This is a genomic window from Streptomyces sp. NBC_00083 (assembly GCF_026343295.1).
GTDB lineage: Bacteria > Actinomycetota > Actinomycetes > Streptomycetales > Streptomycetaceae > Streptomyces.
In genome coordinates this window covers 2598173-2617780 of sequence record NZ_JAPELY010000001.1, presented here as the reverse complement: position 1 = coordinate 2617780, position 19608 = coordinate 2598173, and the positions used below count along the sequence as shown (strand labels likewise).

General features: G+C 73.3%; 16 protein-coding genes. 5 read left to right on the top strand and 11 right to left on the bottom strand.

The features are described from left to right. Positions 1 to 44: 44 nt before the first annotated feature. The 3 genes from OOJ98_RS11635 (at position 45) to OOJ98_RS11625 (ending at position 3145) form a co-directional block, all read left to right on the top strand. Entirely contained in the window at positions 45 to 911 is an 867-nt protein-coding gene (locus OOJ98_RS11635; protein ID WP_267054563.1) for an alpha/beta fold hydrolase, read from the top strand. A gap of 102 nt (positions 912 to 1013) precedes the next feature. Further along, positions 1014 to 1856, top strand: a complete 843-nt coding sequence (locus OOJ98_RS11630; protein ID WP_267054562.1) for an alpha/beta hydrolase — start codon at positions 1014 to 1016, stop codon at positions 1854 to 1856. Continuing rightward, the gene (locus tag OOJ98_RS11625) at positions 1853 to 3145 is read left to right on the top strand and encodes a cation:proton antiporter (protein ID WP_267054561.1); all 1293 of its coding nucleotides are present in this window, start codon (positions 1853 to 1855) and stop codon (positions 3143 to 3145) included. Before OOJ98_RS11630 ends, OOJ98_RS11625 begins: the two co-directional genes overlap by 4 nt. Positions 3146 to 3277: 132 nt before the next feature. Here the strand turns inward: OOJ98_RS11625 and OOJ98_RS11620 are convergent, their stop codons facing one another. The 3 genes from OOJ98_RS11620 to OOJ98_RS11610 all read right to left on the bottom strand — a co-directional run bounded on the left by OOJ98_RS11620 (position 3278) and on the right by OOJ98_RS11610 (position 6859). Further along, positions 3278 to 4477 carry a serine hydrolase gene (locus OOJ98_RS11620; protein WP_267054560.1) on the bottom strand — a complete coding sequence of 400 codons (1200 nt, stop codon included), beginning with the start codon at positions 4475 to 4477 and terminating at the stop codon, positions 3278 to 3280. Between the two features lie 235 nt (positions 4478 to 4712). Then, entirely contained in the window at positions 4713 to 5006 is a 294-nt protein-coding gene (locus OOJ98_RS11615) for a hypothetical protein (RefSeq protein ID WP_267054559.1), read from the bottom strand. Between the two features lie 197 nt (positions 5007 to 5203). Then, entirely contained in the window at positions 5204 to 6859 is a 1656-nt protein-coding gene (locus OOJ98_RS11610; protein WP_267054558.1) for a serine/threonine-protein kinase, read from the bottom strand. Between the two features lie 387 nt (positions 6860 to 7246). On the opposite strand from OOJ98_RS11610, the gene OOJ98_RS11605 reads away from it, so the two are divergent. Then, positions 7247 to 8635, top strand: a complete 1389-nt coding sequence (locus OOJ98_RS11605) for an MFS transporter (protein WP_267054557.1) — start codon at positions 7247 to 7249, stop codon at positions 8633 to 8635. 52 nt (positions 8636 to 8687) lie between these two features. On the opposite strand, the gene OOJ98_RS11600 is transcribed toward OOJ98_RS11605, so the two are convergent. The 6 genes from OOJ98_RS11600 to OOJ98_RS11575 all read right to left on the bottom strand — a co-directional run bounded on the left by OOJ98_RS11600 (position 8688) and on the right by OOJ98_RS11575 (position 15326). Next, positions 8688 to 10610 (bottom strand): helix-turn-helix domain-containing protein, encoded by a 1923-nt coding sequence (locus tag OOJ98_RS11600; protein ID WP_267054556.1) that lies wholly within the window; start codon positions 10608 to 10610, stop codon positions 8688 to 8690. Positions 10611 to 10779: 169 nt separating this feature from the next. Further along, positions 10780 to 11643, bottom strand: coding sequence for a 3-hydroxybutyrate dehydrogenase (locus tag OOJ98_RS11595; RefSeq protein ID WP_267054555.1), 864 nt, complete (start codon positions 11641 to 11643; stop codon positions 10780 to 10782). A gap of 56 nt (positions 11644 to 11699) precedes the next feature. Then, complete coding sequence (locus OOJ98_RS11590; RefSeq protein WP_267054554.1) at positions 11700 to 12182, bottom strand: NUDIX domain-containing protein; 483 nt, start codon at positions 12180 to 12182, stop codon at positions 11700 to 11702. 35 nt (positions 12183 to 12217) lie between these two features. Next, entirely contained in the window at positions 12218 to 13756 is a 1539-nt protein-coding gene (gene lnt, locus OOJ98_RS11585; RefSeq protein WP_267055603.1) for an apolipoprotein N-acyltransferase, read from the bottom strand. 153 nt (positions 13757 to 13909) lie between these two features. After that, on the bottom strand, positions 13910 to 14497 hold the full coding sequence (locus OOJ98_RS11580; protein WP_267054553.1) for a hypothetical protein: 588 nt from the start codon (positions 14495 to 14497) through the stop codon (positions 13910 to 13912). Between the two features lie 46 nt (positions 14498 to 14543). Then, positions 14544 to 15326 (bottom strand): glutamate racemase, encoded by a 783-nt coding sequence (locus tag OOJ98_RS11575; protein ID WP_267054552.1) that lies wholly within the window; start codon positions 15324 to 15326, stop codon positions 14544 to 14546. An 80-nt stretch (positions 15327 to 15406) separates the two neighbouring features. Here OOJ98_RS11575 and OOJ98_RS11570 point away from each other — a divergent pair, with 80 nt between their 5' ends. Beyond that, complete coding sequence (locus tag OOJ98_RS11570; RefSeq protein WP_267054551.1) at positions 15407 to 16636, top strand: glycosyltransferase; 1230 nt, start codon at positions 15407 to 15409, stop codon at positions 16634 to 16636. Between the two features lie 10 nt (positions 16637 to 16646). On the opposite strand, the gene OOJ98_RS11565 is transcribed toward OOJ98_RS11570, so the two are convergent. Beyond that, positions 16647 to 17945 (bottom strand): TerD family protein, encoded by a 1299-nt coding sequence (locus OOJ98_RS11565; RefSeq protein WP_267054550.1) that lies wholly within the window; start codon positions 17943 to 17945, stop codon positions 16647 to 16649. A 220-nt stretch (positions 17946 to 18165) separates the two neighbouring features. Beyond that, positions 18166 to 19515 carry a hypothetical protein gene (locus OOJ98_RS11560; protein ID WP_267054549.1) on the bottom strand — a complete coding sequence of 450 codons (1350 nt, stop codon included), beginning with the start codon at positions 19513 to 19515 and terminating at the stop codon, positions 18166 to 18168. Positions 19516 to 19608 lie beyond the last annotated feature (93 nt).

Genomic DNA, 19608 nt, shown 5'->3' with positions numbered 1-19608 from the left:
CCGGGCACCCGTCCATCCCACCCACACCGATTGAGGAACGCGCAGTGAGCCCAGCCGAATCCGTGCCCGTACCCGGGGACAGGTCCGCGTCCGCGGCCGTACCCGGCTCCGCGGACGAGAGTGTTCCGCTGTCCGTGGACGACCTCGTGGAGCGTTTCTGCACGGTCGTGCGGCTGCCCCACGATCCGTTCGCGAAGGCGTTCCTCAATCGGTGCCGCTCCCGCACGATCAAGGTCGGGGGCCGCTTCTACAAGTACTTCCAGAGTGGCAGCGGCCCCACCGTCCTGCTCGTCCACGGCCTGGACACCAACCTGGGCAGCATGGTGTCGATCGCCGAGGAACTCCTCGCCCAGGGCTACCGGGTGGTGCTCTTCGATGTGCCTCCGCACGGAGAGGCACTGGGCGGCACGGCCGATCCCGCCGAGATACGCGCCCTGCTGCGCGCCCTGTACGCCGGGCTCCCCGGACTGCACGTCGTGGTCTGCCACTCCATGGGCGGCCTGTGGGCGCTGACGGCGTGGGAAGCCGGGGTGACCGCGCGGGCGGTGGTGTCGATCTCGTCGCCGCCCGCCACCCGGTTCCTGGTGGAACGGTTCGCCGAGATGTACGCCCTCGACGACGATCGGGTGCGGGCGGTGGCGGAGGGCATCGAAAGGCGGTTCGGCGCGACGGTGTGGGAGGAGTACTCGGCGCTCTCCGCCGTCCGGAACCTCGGCGTCCCCGGACTCCTCATCCATGGCACGGCCGACGACTATGTGGCCCCGGCACACGCCGCCGATCTGCATGCGAACTGGCGGAACTCCACGCTCGAACTCGTCGAAGGAGCAGGTCACTTCGACATCGTGGAGTCGCCCGAGGTGCGGAAGACCATCTCCGCCTACCTGCGGGGTCTTGAAGAAACACCGTCGTGAAGACACCGTCATGAAGACGTCGTCGAGAGGGCGTCGTCATGACGACACCGTCTCGGGCGGAGGAAACACCGTTCCGAAGAACCAAAGTAAGGGGCAACTCCATTGGGCACCGACATCACGGAAAAGCTGCGCCGGCTGGCCTTCACGCCGATGCGGACGCAGCCTCCGAACGCGACCCGGCCGATCCTGGAGCAGGCGGCCAAGGAGGTCGAGGTCGTCGACGGCGACAAGGTGGTCCACTACCTCTGGGGCGAGGGTGAGCGGCGGATCCTGCTGGTCCACGGCTGGGCGGGCAACGCGGGCCACCTGACCGTCCTGGCGGAGGCCCTCGCGCAGGCAGGCTGCGCGGTGGTCGTCGCCGACCTGCCGGGCCACGGCGAGTCTGAGGGGGCGGAGTCCTCCGTCATCCACTTCGCCCGTGCGGTCGAGGCCGCCCACGAGCGGTTCGGCCCCTTCCACGCCGTCGTCGCCCACTCGCTGGGCGCCGCGGCCACGACCCTGGCCATGGAGCGCGGGGTCACCCTGGAGCGGGCCGTGTTCGTCAACCCCATCAGCAGCTACACGAGCCTGTGGCGCCGCTCCGGCGAAGTGATGCAGGTGACGCCCGAGGCGATCGGGCTGGTGCGCGCCCGCGCACAGGAATGGCTCGGCGTGTCCTTCGACGCCATCGAACCCGCCCTCGCCGCACGGGACTTCACCAGCCGGCTCCTGGTCGTCCACGACGAGAACGACCCGGAGTCGCCGATCACCGACAGCGAGGCGCTGGTGGCGGCCTGGGGGCAGGCCGAGCTGCTGCGGGTGACCGACCTGGGCCACACCAAGGTGCTGCGCGACGAGGCGGTCGTCCGGCGCGCCGTCGCCTTCCTGACGGCGGACGGGGCGGGCGAAGGCTCCGGCAGCGGCGCGGGGGACGGCGCGGCGGGTGGTGGAGCGCCGAGACCATGACGCTGCCCCTGGCCGCGCATGTGGTCGTCGCGCTGGGGGTCTTCCTGGCCGTCGGACTTCTCGGGCGCGGCCTGGCGCGCCGGACCGGGCAGCCGGGTGTCGTCGGCGAGATCGCCCTCGGCATGCTGCTCGGTCCCGCGGTCCTCGGCCTCGCGTGGCCGGGGGCGCGGTCGCTCCTGTTGCCGGCCGAGGTGCTGGCTCCGCTGCGCGACCTCGGGCACGCGGGGCTCGTCCTGTTCCTCGTGGGCGTGGCCCACGAACTGCGGCTCGATGCGGCACGCATCAGGGACAGGGCGGTGGCCTGGACGGCGCTCGGCACCTTCCTGCCGTCCCTGGCGGCCGGCGCGGCGTTAGGCGGATACCTCGTGTGGCAGGGCCGGCCCTCCCTACGGGGGACCGCGCCCGCCGCGGCCCTCGTGCTGCTGCTGGCCACGGCGATGGCGGTGTCGGCGGTGCCGGTGCTCGCCCGGGTGCTCGCCGACCGCGGTCTGACGGCCACCCGTGCCGGGCGGCTCGCTCTGACGTCGGCGGCGCTGGTCGACGCCGTCGCCTGGCTCCTGCTGGCCGTGGTGGTGGGCATCGCCACACCTGGCAGCGGTGGCGTGTGGGCGGCATCCATCGTCCTGGGGGTGGGGGCGCTGGCGGCCACCGTGGGGCGCCGTCTCCTCACGTCCTCCCCCGCCGAGCGCCTGTGCGCCCGGTGGCCGCGGCCCATGGCCGTGGCGTTGGGCGTCGGCGTGCTGGTGGCGGCGCACGGGGCGGAGTCCCACGGGCTCACCGCCATCTTCGGCGCGTTCATGGTCGGCCTCATGATTCCGCCCGGCTCACCGCACTGGGACGCGCCGGTCCGCTGGGTGTCCACGCTCGGCCTGTGGCTGGTGCCGGTCTTCTTCATCGCCACGGGGCTCGGGATTTGGACGGCGTCGGGCGGCATCCCCTGGGCGGTCGCGCTCGCGGCGACGGTCCTGGCCGTGGTCTCCAAGATCGGCGGCGGCTACGCGGTCTCCCGGATCGGCGGCGAGGAGCCCGCGGAGGCGCTGCGCATCGGCGTCATGCTCAACACCCGTGGGCTCACCGAGATCGTTCTGCTCCAGGTCGGCTACAGCGCCAAGGTGCTCACCTCGGGCCTGTATCTGGCGCTCCTGGTGACGGCGGTGGTCACCACGTCGATGACCGGCCCGCTCCTGTCACTGATCGACCGCCGCGTCCCCCGTCGCACCGAAGGGCGGCGTGAGCGGCCGGTTTCGAGCGAGGGCATCGGCGCCGGGCTGTGCGACTCCTCGGGGTGAGTGCCGTCCTGGCTGTGTGCGGCTCCCATGGCGTCCCGCGGCAGGCGGCCGGCGCGACGGGGCGACCGCCCGGATCCCTGGTGGGGGCGGCCCCCGCAGCGCCGTCCGCGTCCGCCGCCCGAAGCCCGTCGGCTAGGGGTGTCCCTGGGTGTGCGGGCCCCGGTCGTTCAGGAGGGCGCAGACGAAGTCCTCCTCGACGGCGCGCAGGTGGGCGAGGAGGTCCGGGGTGTTGGTCTGGTTCACCTGCGAGGTGACGGAGACGGTGAGGCTGCGCCGGCCGTCGGGGGTGCCGACGCCGAGCTGGGTGTAGCCCGCGGTGTTGCCGGTGTGTCCGTACACCACCCCGCAGCGGGTCGTGTACTTGAAGATCGCGAGACCGGCCTTGTTGGCGCCGGGTCCGGCCGGCTCGGAGGCACCGTCGATGAAGGTGCGCTGCTGCCTTCGGGTCGCGTCGCCGATCAGCTTGCCGCCCGCGTAGGCGGCCATGAACGTGTTGAAGTCGGCCGGGGTGGAGACCACGCCTCCCGAGGCCCAGGAGCCGGAGGCACCGAACAGGGTGGTGACGTCCTCGGCCGGGGCGCCGGGCTCGACGGCGTACCCGTGCAGGTAGGGCTCGGGCAGCCGGTAGCCCTCCGGGAGGCTGGTCCCCCTGAGCCCGAGCGGCCGGTACACCTTCGAGGCCAGCAGGTCCTCGTAGCGCTGCCCGGTCACGGCCTCCGCCATCAGGGCGACGGCGATGTTGTCGGAGTTGGAGTACTGATAGCGGGAGCCGGGGGCGAACTCCAGCCCTTCGTCGGCGACGAAGTCGAGCAGGTGCCGGGAGTCGAACACGTGGTGCGGATCGGCCCGGATCACGTCGACGAAGTCCGGTGCGGCGCTGTAGTCCGGCAGGCCACTGGTGTGCTGCAGGAGTTGACGCAGCGTCACCGCATGCCAGGCGTCGGGCAGCGAGGGCAGTCGCTTGCCGAGGGTGTCGTCGAGGGAGAGCATGCCGCAGTCGACGAGGCGCAGCGCGACCGCGCCGCTGAATGCCTTGGCGGCGCTGGCCAGTCGCATGTGGTCGGTGGCGAGCGGCTGCCGCTGGGTGCCGAGTTCGGCGACGCCGGCCCGTACCACCCGTACGCGATCGCCGTCCCTGAGCACCGCGATGGCGCCGGGCGGGCCGTCCGGCCGCTCGACGAGCTCCCGCAGCCGGGCCTTGAGCGCGCCGTCCCCGTCGCCCCGGGGTGTGGCCCCGGCCGGGCCGGTCAGCGCGAGCGAGGCGGTGAGCAGCGCGACGACCGCGCGCCCGCCGTGACGGGTCAGCGGCAAACGGCGGTGACGCAGTGACACGACGGGCCTCCGGGCGAGGGTGGGGCGGGAGCGGCTGCGGGCCGGCCGCCAAGCGGTGGCCGCCGGTTGGCCATGCATCACCTGACCGGAGTCGCCCGAAACGCCCCGCCCGCCGAAGTGACCCGCTCGGCGCAGCGGGCGGGATTCCCAGGCGGCGGCGCTCCGGTGCGCGCATTCCGGCCCGGCCGCAAGGCGTGCGGGCGCTAGGCGGTGCGGGCGCTGGGCGGTGCGGGCGCTAGGCGGTGCGGGCGAGCTTCCGCAGGACGTCCTGCGCCCTTTCGCCCTCGCGGACCCCGTCGACGACGGCCTGGTGGTAGGCGCGGCTGTCCTCCTCGGAGTGGCAGGGCACGGGGCTGCCGACGAGCGTGTACCAGTCGGCGGCGCCCGAATACTGCACGGCGAGGTCCGCCTCGTGCCCGGACCAGGTGGTGTGGATGGTCAGGTCCCCCTGCATCGGGCCGAACTCCTCGGCCTGCACGACGCCGGGGAGTACGTGGATGCCCACGGTGGTCCAGGATGCCCAGGTCATGGTGTTCCCTCGGTTCGGAAGAGCGCGGGCCGCGAGCCGGGCCGGTGTCTCAAGTCTGACCTCTCGGGACGATCCACCCACCCGGGACACACGGGGCACTTCCCGTTCGGCCGGTCCCCTGGGCCCAGGCCTGCCCGGGGCCCAGGCCTGTCCGGCGGACGTCGTCCGGGACGGCGGCCGGATCCGCCGGACACGCCTCAGATGCACTTGGCCTCGAAGGTGCTCGCGTCGCTCTTCCACTGGGTGAAGCCGGCACTGTACGCGTTCGAGTACACGCGGCTCTGAGCGGAGTCCTTCTGGTCGATCGCCTGCTGGAAACTGGCCTGGCTCTCGCTCATGGACCGGCTGTCGGCGGCGAGCGCGCGGATGGCGCTGCGCGCGGCGAGGTCGTCGGCGGCGTCCGCGGCCGCGTCGAGGTTCGATGCCAGGGAGCTCAATGAGGCGGCCGAGGCCTTGTCGAAGGCCGCGTTGTTGCTGCGGATCGCCGCTTGGGCCCGTTCACAGCCCGGGTCGGCCGTCTTCGTCCCGGTGGGGAGCACTCCCGTGTTCACGTCCGCACGCGGCGTGGGCTGCGCCGGGAAGGTGTAGGCCGGCGTCGTCGCGGACGCCGCCGGGTTCGCGGACCTGCCGTGCGCCGCGACCCAGGCGAGCACGTTGTGGGGGCCGATGATGAGGACGGCGGCGGCGCCGATCAGGGCCAGCCCGCCGGCCGCGGAGGAGCCCGATGTCCCTTTCCGCGCCGGGGGCTGGGTCCTGCGGACGGGCGCCTTGGGTACGGGTCCGGCCTTCTTCGCCCCGCCGACCGCCGCCGACTGCTTCGTCTTCGCGGTGGGCCCCGTCTTCGGTTTCGGGGTGGGCCCGGATGTCGCCTTCGGGGTGGGCCCGGAGTTCGTCTTCGGGGTGGGCCGAGTCTTCGTCTTCGTGGTGGACTCGGCCGTCGCCCGCGCACTCTTCCCGTACGGGGCCGTACCGTATCCGGCCAGTGCCGTCACCATCGGCGCGGGCAGCCACGACCCGGCCAGGCTCATCGTTTCGCCCTGGGTCCGGCGGCGCGCGTAGTCCATGATGTCCGCGACGGGCGGCCGGTCGCCGGGCTCCTTGGCCAGGCACCTCTCCACGATGACACGAAGCTCGTCGGGGCAACTGCCCAGCTCGGGCTCCTCGTTGATGACCCGGTAGAAGAGTGCGTCCGGATTCCCCTCGCCGAAGGCCGTGCGGCCCGTCGCGGCGAACACGGCGAGGTTGCCCAGGGCGAACACATCGGTGGCCGGGCTCGCGGAGCGGCCGCGGATCTGCTCGGGTGCCATGAACGCGGGTGTGCCGATGCGTACATGGGTGTGGGTGAGGGAGGTGGCGTCCGCGGCGTGGGCGATGCCGAAGTCGATGACGCGGGGGCCGTCCTCGGCGAGCAGGATGTTGGCCGGCTTGAGATCGCGGTGGATCAGCGCGCACGCGTGGATCGCCGCGAGCCCCTCGGCCACGCCCGCCATGAGCCGGAACACCGTGAGCGCCGGGAGGGGTCCGTGTTCCGCGACGGCCTGCTGCAACGAGGGCCCCGGCACATAGGCGGTGGCCAGCCAGGGCAGGCCCGCCTCGCTGTCCGCGTCGATGACGGGCGCGGTGTAGAGGCCCTGGACGCGTTGCGCGGCGTCGATCTCCTTGCGGAACCGGCGGCGGAACTCGTCGTCCTCGGCGTAGTCGGGCCGCACCACCTTGATCGCGAGGGCCCGGCCGCCGGGAGTGAAGGCGAGATAGACGCGCCCCATGCCGCCCGCTCCCAGGCGGGCGCGTAAGGCGTATCCGCCGACGACCCTCGGATCGTCGTCGGTCAGTGGCTTGAATCGGCCGGCCATCCGTACCCCCGTACTGCCTCGGCACCCACCGTTGGATAACGGCATAATCCCATGGCGGTCGGCCAATTCCCATGGGGCCAGGGGCACTTCACGCCCCGCCGCCCCGACCCGGGTCCTGACGTGCGGCTTCAGCGGGGCGGGGGGCGGAGCGGGCGGGGGCCGTGGAGTGGCGACCGGGGCCAGGCCCGACGTGTCCGCATGGGGCCGCTCATGGGCCGACCGAGGGGGACCGCGCCGTCCGGCGTGGTCCTGGTACGACAGACGTGGTGGCGGCACGCACTCCCACCCCCACAACTATGGTGTCCCACCACATACACCGCTGACCTGCGCCTTCCTACGGTGTGGCGACACGTACTCGTCCTCGCCCACCGTCCGGAAGTGGTACCCATGGCCGCCTCTGCCACCGCTCCCCCGCCCGCCGCCGCCCATCTCCGGCGCGTCGTCGCCGCCAGCCTCATCGGCACGACCGTCGAGTGGTACGACTTCTTCCTCTACGGGTCGGCCGCCGCGCTCGTGTTCAACAAGTTGTTCTTCCCCGACTCGGCGCCGCTCGTCGGGACGTTGCTCTCCTTTCTCACCTATGCCGTGGGGTTCGCGGCGCGGCCGCTCGGGGCCCTGGTGTTCGGGCACTTCGGGGACCGGCTCGGCCGCAAGAAGCTGCTCGTGGTGAGTCTGCTCATGATGGGCGGTGCCACCTTCGGCATCGGGCTGCTGCCCACCCACGCCACCGTGGGAGCCGCGGCGCCCGTGCTGCTCACGGCGTTGCGTCTGGTGCAGGGGTTCGCGCTGGGCGGCGAGTGGGGCGGGGCCGTGCTGCTCGTGTCGGAGCACGGGGACGCCCGGCGGCGCGGGTTCTGGTCCTCCTGGCCGCAGACCGGCGCCCCCGCGGGGCAGTTGCTCGCCGCGGGTGTGCTCTCCGCACTGACCGCGCTGCTGTCCGACGACGCCTTCACGGCATGGGGCTGGCGCATACCGTTCCTGCTGTCGGGTGTGCTGGTGCTGCTGGGTCTGTGGATCAGGCTCTCCGTCGACGAATCCCCGGTGTTCAAGGCCGCGTTGGCGCGTGCCGCCACCCGGACGTCCGACGGCGCGACCGAGAGGCTGCCGCTCGTCGCGGTCCTGCGCGACCACTGGCGCGATGTGCTCGTCGCGATGGGCGCGCGGATGGCGGAGAACATCAGCTACTACGTGATCACCGCGTTCATCCTGGTGTACGCGACGACATCGGCCGGAATGGCGAAGCAGACCGCGCTCAACTCCGTCCTCATCGCCTCCGCCGTGCACTTCGTGGTCATCCCGGCGTGGGGCGCGCTGTCCGACCGGATCGGACGCAGGCCGGTGTATCTGATCGGCGCCGTGGGCGTGGGTGCCTGGATGTTCCCGTTCTTCGCGCTGATCGACACCGGCAGCTTCGGGAACCTGATCCTGGCCGTCACCGTCGGTCTGGTCTTCCACGGCGCGATGTACGCACCCCAGGCGGCCTTCTTCTCCGAGATGTTCGCGACCCGGATGCGGTATTCGGGGGCGTCGATCGGCGCCCAGTTCTCCTCCGTGGCGGCCGGCGCGCCCGCGCCGCTCATCGCGACGGCGCTGCTCTCCGACTACGGCACCTCGACACCCATCGCCCTGTACGTCATCGCGGCCGTGCTGCTCACGGTGGTCGCCGTCGGGTGTGCGCAGGAGACACGCCACCGGGACCTGGAGCAGGTCGAGCCGACGGAGGACGTACAGCAGATGGCGACGGCGCCGTCCGGTACGGACGCGCGAACTGCCTGAGGGTGCACGGTACTTGGAGTGGGGCGGCGTCCGTGTGGTGGCGCCCCACTCGTCAGGGCCTTATGGCTGGGGCCGCCACATACAGCCGGAGCGCGAGCTGGATTTCCAGGGCACGCGCCGGTGTCTGCCAGTCGGGACCGAGCAGCCGGCCGATCCGCTCCAGCCGCTGGGCCACCGTGTTCACATGGACGTGGAGCTGCTCCTTGGTGCGGGCCGGGCTCATGCCGTTGGCGAAGTACGCGTCGAGGGTGCGGACCAGGGCGGTGCCCCGCTTCTCGTCGTACGCCACGACCGAGCCGATCGTGCGGTCGACGAATCCGTGGATGTCCTGGGTGTCCGCGAGCAGCAGCCCGAGGAACCCGAGCTCCTGGGCAGCGGCGCCCTCGCCGGTGCGGCCGAGCAGCCGCAGCGCCTCCAGACAGCGGCGGGACTCGGCGTACGCGGTGGCGACGGCGCCGGGTGTCAGGGCGGGGGCCTCCACGGCGCCGGACGCGCCGACCGTGACCGGCTCGTGCAGAGCGCCGCTGAGCTGCTTCGCCGTCTGCCGGGCCACCTCGGCCGGGGTGTCACCGGGGCCGAGCGGGAGGAGCAGGACCGTACCGCCGTCGCGGGTCGAGGCGAGGCCGTGCCGGGTGGCGGCCAGGTACGCGGCGGCGGAGCCGATGCGCCGGCGGTCCGCGGTCCGGCGGGCGGCGGTGCCGGGGGCGGGGCCGTCGATGCGGGCGGCGAGCACCACGTGCGGGGCGTCGAGGTCGGCGCGCAGCCGGGCGGCACGCTCGCGCAGCAGTCGCGGGTCGCGGCCCGGCGCGTCCAGGAAGTCGTCCAACAGCTCCCCCCGAACCCGCTGTTCGGCCTCGCCCGCCGAGCGCCGGGCGAGCAGGAGCAGCGAGGTGACCATGGCGGCGCGCTCCAGGGTGCGGCGGTCGACGGGGTCGAGGCCGGGGTGGCCGTGCAGGACGAGGGCGCCCAGGAGTTCGCCGCCGGCCGATACTCCGGCGAGCCAGTCGTCGCCGTGGCGCATCGCGTGGCCGTCGGTGCCGCTGATCCGCAGGACGGCGGTGTGGGGCGAGTCGGCGTCGGCGAACTCGACAGTGCCGTCGAGGACTTCGGAGACCGCTCCGGCCACGTCGTGGACTCCGCCGCCGCGCAGGACCAATTCGGTGAGCCGGTCGTGGGCCTCCGAGGCCCGTTCGAGGACGGCGCTGTGGTCGCGGATCGTCTCGTTGGCCCTCTCCAGTTCGCCGAGGGCCGAGCGGGTTTCGGCCAGCAGGTTGGCGGTGTCGATGGCGACGGCGGCGTGCGCCGCGAACGAGCCGAGGAGGGCGATCTCCTCGCGGGCGAAGACCCGGGGGTGGCGGTCGGCGGCGAACAGCACTCCGATGACCGTGCTTCCGGTGCTGCCGAGCATCAGGGGCACGCCGAGGATGGCGACGAGCCCTTCGTCGCGTACGCCGGTGTCGATGGCGCTGGTGTGCTGGAACCGCTCGTCGTCGAAGTAGCTGGAGGTGACGTACGGGCGGGCGGTCTGCGCGACGAGACCGCCGAGCCCCTCGCCCATGCCGAGCCGCAACTGCTGGAAGCGGGCGGCCACCGAGCCTTCGGTGACGCGCATGTACGTGTCGCCCGCGGCGGGATCGTTGAGGCTGAGGTAGGCGACCTCCGTGCGGAGCAGCGAGCGGGCGCGTTGCACGATGGCGCGCAGTACCGCGTCCAGATCGCGCAGCCCCGCGAGGTCGTGGGCCGTCTCGAACAGGGCGGACAGTTCGGCCTCGCGGCGTCTGCGCTGTTCGAGGTCGGTCCGTACGCGCAGCGCGAGCCGCCGCATCGCGTCCAGGCCCGCGAGCGCCCGCGGTCCCGCGCCGTCGGCGCGGGCGATCAGGGCCGGGCGGTCGTACGCCTCCGCGGGCGCACCACGGGCCAGAAGTTCCAGGTAGGCGGCTTCGGGATGGTCGGCGACATGCGGGTGATGGGTCATGGTCACAGGGATACCTGCCGGACGTGCGGCCTCGCCAGGCCTGTGGACAACTCTTGAGGGGTGCAGAACAAGCAGCGGAACGAGCGGAGGAGGAGCGGGAGTTCGACAGGTGCGCGGTGCTCTGTGGCGGTCGCCGGGCGGGTGGGCGGACCGGCGGCCGGGCGGGTGTTCAGTGCGCGGTCCATCCGCCGTCGAGGGCGAGCGAGGTGCCGGTGATGAACGACGCCTGCGGGGTGCAGAGATAGGCGACGGCTTCGGCGACTTCGTGTGGCTCGACGAGGCGCTTGAGCGCGGCGTCCTTGAGGAACACCTCGGTGAGCACGCGTTCCTCGGGGATGCCGTGGGCGGCGGCCTGATCGGCGATCTGCCGCTCCACCAGGGGCGTACGCACATAGCCGGGGTTGACGCAGTTCGATGTGACGCCGTGCGGGGCGCCTTCGAGGGCTGCGGTCTTGGAGAGCCCTTCGAGGCCATGTTTGGCGGACACATAGGCCGACTTGAAGGCGGAGGCCCGCAGCCCATGGACCGAGGACAGGTTGACGATGCGGCCCCACCCCTGTGCGTACATGTGCGGCAGCGCTCCTCTGATCAGCCGGAAGGGCGCTTCGAGCATGACGGTGAGGACGGTGTGGAAGACGTCGGGCGGGAACTCCTCGATGGGGCGCACCAGTTGGAGCCCGGCGTTGTTGACCAGGATGTCGGTGCCCGCGGCGGCCCGCTCGGCCGCGTCGAGGTCGGTGAGGTCGAGGACGAGGGGTTCCACGGTGCCGCTGAGGCCGGCCGCCCGCTTCCCGAGCGTCTCGAGTCCTGCCGCGTCCCGGTCCACCGCTCGGACCTTCGCTCCGGCCGAGGCGAGCCGCAGGGCGCAGGCGCGGCCTATGCCGCCGGCCGCTCCGGTGACGAGCACGGCGCGTCCCCGCAGGTCGAGGGAGACGGAGGGGGCGGGGCGGAGGGCGGCGGGCCCGGGGCCATGGGGCCCGGGGGTGGCGGGGGGCCCGGCCGTGGTGGGCTCGGGGGTGAGGGGCGCGGTCATGCGCTCGACCCTAGGCAGGCCGCCCCTCAGCCACCCATGTGGTCAGCACACACACTTCACAGCTCGGTGCTGGGTCGGAACCATGTGGGGCCGTCCGCCTGGGCCTGCTTGATGCTGAACAGCGCGAACTCACTGAGCTGCGGCAGGGCGTCCATGGCGAACCACCCCACGTCGAGGGACTCGTCGTCGTTGACGCGTGCTTCGCCGCCGGTGGCACGGCAGCGGAAGGCGATGTCCATGAACTGGCACACGTCGCCGTTGGGGTAGACGACGGGGGTGGGGGCCGCGTCCACGAGGACCACGCGCTCGGCGACGCACCGTACGCCGGTCTCCTCGTACACCTCGCGCACCGCGGTCTGGGCCGGCTCCTCCCCCGGCTCCGGGATGCCGCCGACCGTCGACCACTGGCCGTTGTCCGCGCGGCGGCCGAGCAGGACCCGGCCCTCGTCGTCGAAGACGATCGCGCTCACGCCCGGCAGCAGGAGCAGCTGGTGCCCGGCGGTGGCCCGGATGTCTCGGATGAAGTCAGGAGTTGCCATGCCCCCGACCCTAACGGCCGCCGGGGACCGGCCGGTCAGCCCCGGTTGTCCCGGCTCCGGCGTACGTTGCGGGCGATCCCCCAGGCCAGGCCCGCCGCGGCGGCCGCGACGAGCGCCCACTCCGGCAGCGTGCCGAGCTCGGTCGCGGGCGTCTGCGACGAGCGCAGCGGCACCTTCGCCACCAGGGACGCCGGGGTGAACAGCGCGGTCTTCTGGACGACCTTGCCGTCGGGCATGATCACGGCGCTGACGCCGCTGGTCACCGGGACGGTGACGGTCCTGCTGTGCTCGACCGCGCGCACCCGGCTCATGGCGAGCTGCTGGTAGGTCATCTCGCTGCGGTCGAAGGTGGCGTTGTTGCTCGGCACGGAGATCATCTGGGCGCCCGCGGTGACGGTGTCGCGCACCGCCCAGTCGAAGGCGGCCTCGTAGCAGGTGGCGATGCCCACCTTGGTGCCCGCCATGGTGAACACGCCGGGCTTGGTGCCCCGGTTGAAGTCCTCGCGCACCATGGAGGTGTAGCCGGGGGCGAAGGTGCCGATGAGGCCGCGCAGCGGGATGTACTCACCGAACGGCTGGATCTGCCGTTTGTCGTAGGTGGCGACGGGGCCCAGCTTCGGGTCCCACTGGACCTGCTCGTTGTAGAGCTTGGTGCCGTATCCGCCGACCACCGCGCCGACCGAGATCGGGGCGCCGATGGTCTTGGCGGTCTGGTCGATGAGCGTGCGGGCGTCGTCGTCGGCGAAGGGGTCCACGTCGGAGGAGTTCTCCGGCCACAGCACGAAGTCGGGCTGCGGCTCCTTGCCGGCCTTGACGCGGTCGGCGAGGCGGAGGGTCTCGCGTACGTGGTAGTCGAGCACGGCCCGGCGCTGGGAGTTGAAGTCGAGGCCGAGGCGGGGCACGTTGCCCTGGATCACGGCGACCGTCGCGGTGCCGTCCTCGGCGGCGTCGCTGACCAGGCCGCGCGCCCCGAAGGAGGCGGCTACGGGCACGACGACCGCGAGCAGCGCGGCCGCGGCGGCGCCCTTGCGCAGGCTCCCCGTGGCGCGCAGGCGCAGCGCCTGGCGCAGGCACTCGTACAGTCCGAATCCGCAGAGCACCACGGCGAAGCCGAGGACGGGGGTGCCGCCGAGGGCGGCGAGCGGCAGGAAGGTTCCGTCCGCCTGGCCGAAGGCGATCTTGCCCCAGGGGAAGCCGCCGAAGGGGGCGCGGGCGCGGAGGGCCTCGGCCGCGACCCACAGGGTGGCGGCCCACACAGGCCACCCGGGAAGCCTGGAGACGACGGCCGTACCGGCCCCTGCCGCGCCGATGAAGAGCGCCTCGATCGCGGCGAGCCCGAGCCACGGTCCGGGGCCCACCTCCACGCCGGTCCACACGAGGAGCGGCAGCAGGAAGCCGAGGCCGAAGAGGTAGCCGAGGCCGAGGCCCGCCTTCCAGCCGCGGCCGCGCAGGACCCAGCCGAAGACGGCGAACGCGGGCAGCGCCAGCCACCACAGGGGCCTCGGGGGGAAGCTCAGATACAGGAGCACCCCACCGAGGGCGGCGACCGCGGGCCGCAGGAGGCGGTTCAGGATCCGGCGCGGCCGCGAGGCGGCGTCGGGCTGCGTCCCGAGCGGGCCCGGGGCGGTGGTGGGGGTTTTGGTGGTGCTCACCCGGCGGAGTCTACGGCCGCTCGCTGTGTGCGCGGGAGTCCGGACGGGCGCCGCCCGCGCGGGCGGCGCGGGGCGTCAGGCTTCGACGGGCTTGCCGGTGCCGAGCGGCCGCAGCCGGTCGCGGATGAACCGGACCGCCGCTTCGGCGTCGTCCACGGTGACGGTGAAGACGCGCCCGTCACCGAGCTTGAGCGCCACGCCCTCACCGCGTCGTACGACGACGGCGGTGCCGATCTCGGGGCGCCAGCGGTAGCCCCAGCCGCCCCACTGGCGCGGGGTGACCCGCGGCACGAAGTCGGCTCCGACCACATGGTCGAGGCGGATGGTCCGGCGCGGCAGACCGATGTGGCCGCAGCGCACTTCCAGGCAGTCCCCTTCGACCCTGACCGCCACATGGACGAAGGCGAGGGTCCCGAAGAGGATGAGGATCCCGGCGGCCAGGCAGCCGACGACGGACATCAGGAGCGGGGCGATGCCCGAGGTCCAGGTCGAGTCGACGGCCAGCTCGATGCCGAGCGCGATGCACGCCGCGCCGCCGGCCGCGAGGAGCCACTGGACGCGGTTGGTGGCCCGGCCGATCCAGACCTCGGGCGGCTGCTCGGTGGCACCGGATCCGGGACGGGGCTCGGGGGGCGTGGGGTACTCCGGGGACGCTTCCCTCATGGAATGCAGCGTACTCAGATTCCGCCGCGACGGCACCGCCCGGCGTTCAGTGCGCGATGGTCACGGCCTTGAGGAGGCGGCCTTCGGCGTAGGCGAGGGCGACGTCGGGCAGGGCGCCCTGGCGACCGCTGAGCAGCACCGTCAGGGCCCCGACCCGGGCGGCGTCGGGCGCGGGGGCGATCCCTGCGCGGCGCAGCGCCTGGGCGGCCACCGCCTGGGCGCTGCCGAAGAAGGTGAGCGGGCCGCCGTCGGGGCGCAGGGCCGTACGGATGCGTTCGGCCACCAGCTCGTAGTGGGTGCAGCCGAGGACGACGGTCCTTACGCCGTTCGGGGTGAGCGCGGCGGCCGCGGCGATCGCGGCGTCGATCGCGGCCTCGTCGGCGTGCTCCACGGCCTCGGCGAGACCGTGGCAGGGCACCTCCGTGACGGGGACGCCGTCGGCGAATTCGTTGATCAGGCCGCGTTGGTAGGGGCTGCCGGTGGTGGCCGGGGTCGCCCAGATCGCGAAGGGCTCGCCCCCGACGGCGGCGGGCTTGATCGCGGGTACGGTGCCGATCACCGGGATCCCCGGTTCCAGGGCGGCGCGGATCGCGGGCAGCGCGTGGACCGAGGCGGTGTTGCAGGCGATGATCAGGGCGTCCGGGGCCTCGGCGGCGGCGGCCGTGGCGACGGCGAGAGCACGTTCCCTGATGCCGTCGGGTGTGCGCGGACCCCATGGCATGCCGTCGGGGTCGGACGAGATCACGAGGTCGGCGTCGGGGCGGAGCCGACGCACCGCGGCGGTCGCGGCGAGCAGGCCGATTCCGGAGTCCATCAGCGCGATCTTCACCCGGTCACCATAGTCGACGGTCCCGGCCGATCCGGCCGAGGTCCCGTGCCGAGCACGGGCCGTGGGGCAGACTTCGGCGGGTGAGCGCCCTCGTATGGATCGCCCTGGTGTCCTTGATCGTCTGGCTGTGGCTGCTGCTCGGGCAGGGCTTCTTCTGGCGCACCGACCAGCGCCTGCCGCCCCGCGCCGACCTCGCGACGTGGCCGGATGTCGCGGTCGTGGTCCCCGCCCGCGACGAGGCGGAGGTACTGCCGCTCAGCCTCCCCTCGCTGCTCGCGCAGGACTACCCCGGCCGCGCGGAGATCTTCCTGGTGGACGACGGCAGCTCGGACGGCACCGGCGCCCTCGCCCGCTCCCTCGCCGACCGCCATGGAGGGCTGCCGCTGAGCGTCGTCTCCCCCGGTGAGCCGGAGGCGGGCTGGACGGGGAAGCTGTGGGCGCTGCGCCACGGCATCGCTCTCGCACGGGCCCGCGGGCCGGAGTATCTGCTGCTCACGGACGCGGACATCGCGCACGCGCCGGACGGCCTGCGGGAACTGGTGGCCGCGGCCCGGGGCGGCGGCTACGACCTGGTGTCGCAGATGGCTCGGCTGCGGGTGGCGAGCGGCTGGGAGCGGATGATCGTCCCGGCGTTCGTCTACTTCTTCGCGCAGTTGTATCCGTTCCGCTGGATCAATGCCGCGCGGCCCCGCGCGACGGCCGCGGCGGGCGGCTGTGTGCTGCTGCGCACCGGGGCCGCGGAGCGCGCGGGGGTGCCCGATGCGGTGCGGCACGCGGTGATCGACGACGTGTCGGTGGCGCGTGCGGTGCGCCGGTCGGGTGGGCGGGTCTGGCTCGGCCTCGCGGACCGGGTGGACAGTGTGCGCCCCTATCCGCGCCTGGCGGACCTGTGGCGGATGGTCTCGCGCAGCGCCTACGCCCAGCTGCGGCACAATCCGCTGCTGCTGCTCGGGACGGTCGCGGGTCTGGCCCTCGTCTACCTGGCGCCGCCGCTCACCTGCCTGGCCGGCCTGGCCGTCGGCAGCGCGGGGGCGGCGTGGGCGGGCGGCCTAGCCTGGCTCGTGATGTCCGGTACGTATCTGCCGATGCTGCGCTACTACCGCCAGCCGCTCGTGCTCGCCCCGGCGCTGCCGTTCACGGCGCTGCTCTACCTGCTGATGACCGTCGACTCGGCGGTGCAGCACTACCGGGGCCGGGGCGCCGCCTGGAAGGGACGCACCTACGCCCGGCCCGGGGCCACGCCCGAACCGTCCCGGGCCGAAGGCGCCCCCGAGCAGTCCCGGCCCGAGGCCTCCCCCGAGCAGTACTGAGCGCCGGCGCTCACTTGCGGCCGGGCGTCCAGTTCATGCCCCAGCCGTACGTCTGGTCGATGGTGCGCTGGGGGCTGACGCCGCGCGCGGGCACCAGGTAGCGGGCCTCGCGCTGGACGATCAGGTCGCCGCCGTTGTTGGTGATGAGGGCGAGCGCGCAGACCGTGGAGGGGACGGTGCACTCGTCGAGGAAGAACTCGACGGGCGCGCCGAACTGCGGCTGGAGGGTCACCGTGGCGTGCAGGTCGGCGAAGCTGCGGGCGCCCTCGTAGATGGTGACGAAGATCAGGAGCCGGCGGAACTTGTCCTTCTGGTCGAGGTTGACGGTGAGGTTCTCACCGGATTCGACGGCGCCGGTGCGGTCGTCGCCGTCGAGGTGGATGTACGGGGGCTGGTGGAGCGCGCCGAACGCGTTGCCCAGGGCCTGCACAACGCCCTTGCGGCCGTCGGAGAGCTCGTACAGGGCGCACAGGTCGAGGTCGAGGTCGGAGTGGTTGGCGGTGGCGCGCCCCAGCTTGGCTCCCCAGCCGCTGAACTGCTTGCGCGTCTGCCAGTTGAGGTTGACCCGCAGCGCGCCCGACGAGCCGCCCTGTTTGGCGAGCGAGACGCGGGGGGCTTCCTTGGTGAGGGTGACCTTCGACAGCCGTACGGGCGTCGCGGGCGTCGGCGCCGGAGCCGCGGGCGGGGCCGTGGGCGGGAGCGGCACCTGCGCGGTCGGGGCGGGCCGCGCGGGCGGCCGGACCGACGGAGTGAAGGGGGCGGTGGGCGCGGCCGGCGGCTGCTGGGGCTTGTCGACGGTGATGCCGAAGTCCGTCGCCAGGCCTTCGAGTCCGCTGTCGTACCCCTGGCCGACGGCGCGGAACTTCCAGGCGCCCTGGCGGCGGTACAGCTCGCCGAGGATGAAGGCGGTCTCGACGGTGGCGTCCTGGCTCTCGAAGCGGGCCAGTTCCGCGCCGGTCGCCGCGTCCAGGACGCGGATGCCGAGCCCGGGGACCCGGCCGAAGGTGCCGCCGTCGGCGGACGCGGCCAGGACGACGCGCTCGACGGCGGCTTCCACCTGGCCGAGGTCGATGACGAGGGTGTCGGTCACCGCGTCGGGTTCGGAGCGCTTGCCCTCGTGGCGCACGGCGCCGGAGGAGTGGGCGGGCTGGTTGTAGAAGACGAAGTCGGCGTCCGAGCGGACCCGGCCGTCGGCCAGCAGGAGGGCCGACGCGTCCACGTCGGGGACGCCGGGGCCCGACCGCCAGGCCAGCTCGACACGGACCGAGTGCGCCGGCACCGGGACGTTGGCCCCTTTAAGCATGGACATGCTCTCCCCCATCGCTGGTCGCGGTGCTCTCTCGTCGCCGCGCCGAAAGATGCTGCATCGTCAACTTAATCCCCGGCCGCCTTCGCAGCACCTCCCCCGGCCGCGCCCCGCCGTCCACCGTGGCCCCGGCCGGTACGCGCGCCGGCGGCACACGGGCCGCGGCGCCCGCGAACTCCCGTGGATCGGGACGGAGTTCGGGGCGCCGCGAGGTCAGGCGGTGTCAGGCCTCGTTGGCCGAACGCACCTTGGGCCTACGTGTCAGTACGGTCGCGGCCAGCACGGCGGCGATGGCGGCGCAGAGCACCATGAGCCGCGCGCCACCCGTGAACGTACTGCCCAGGCTGTCCCTGAGCAGATGGACGGAGTTGAGTCCGGTGGCCACGGAGTGGACGACGACGATGCCGAGGGCGGCCGCCGCGCCCGCCGTCCAGGCCCACAGCGGGTCGTACAGGGGGAGCAGGCACGCCAGCGCCAGACAGACGACGGCGATGCCCGTCGAGGCTCCGGCAGCGAGGTCGCCGGAGCGCAGGTCCCTGAGGTCGGTCGGCAGGTGGATCGCGGCGACGACCAGCAGGGCGACCGCGGCCGGCCACCGCAGGACGGACCTTACGGGCCGCGACGCCGACGAGCGCGTGCTCGTGGTGGCGTCGGCCCGCTCGGGGGCGGGCGACGTGCGGGCCGGGGCCGTGTCCGGGCGGGGAGGCGCCATTGCCTCCGCGACGGCGGGGTCCTGAGGGGCGGGAGCCTCGGCCGGCGCCTCCGGGGCGGACGGCGCCATGCGCTCCGGTGCGCCGGGGGCGGCTTCCGGCGCCGACAGCGCCATGGCCATCGCCATCTGCTCCTCGGCGGAGCGGGTGGGGCCGGCGGAACCGGCGGACGGCACGGGGGGTTCGCCGCCGTCGGCCACCTGGGTGAGGGCCTCCGCCTGCGCGGGAGCCTCCATCTGTGCGAAGGCCTCCGTCCCCAGCGGGGCGTCGGCCCGCACGGGGGCCTCCGCCCGAGCGAGGGCCTCGGCCTGGACGAGGGCTTCCGCCTGGACGACGGCCTCCGCCTGAGCGACGGCCTCCGCCCGCATGAGGGCTTCCGCCTGCGCGGACGGCGCCGCGGGCTCGGGCGCCCGCACGGGGGCCTCGACGGCTTCCGCCGCCCGGACCGCGGGGCCGGTCTCCGCCGCCTCCTGCGCGCGGCGTTCGGCGGCTTCGGAGACCCGCACGCGGAGCCGGCCGTCACCGGAGCCGAAGCTGGCGATCAGCGCCGCCACGTCTTCGATGGGCCGTTCCGTCGCGGCCGCGTGCAGGGCGGTGCCGGCGTCCTCCGCGGTGCCGGGAGGCTCCTGCAGCAGCGAGATCAGCTGGTGGACCTCGTTCACCGAGCGCGTGACGGCGGCCAGGCGGAGGGCCTGGTCCCCCGGCGGCGGACAGCCGCCGGCCTCGTTCAGCAGGTGTACGAGCGAGGCGATCTCGTGCATGGGGCGCGAGGAGACCACGGTGCGGAGCAGAAGCAATCCGGGCTCGTCACCCGGACCTATGGGGATCTGCTCGTCCTGGGGAGGGGTTTGATCGGATGACATCACTCGGCTTCCTTCGTTGTGCCTCGACGCGACGCCAGCTTTCCGGCTGTCACGGTGCGTCATGGGATACGCACATACAGCCCTATATCAGCC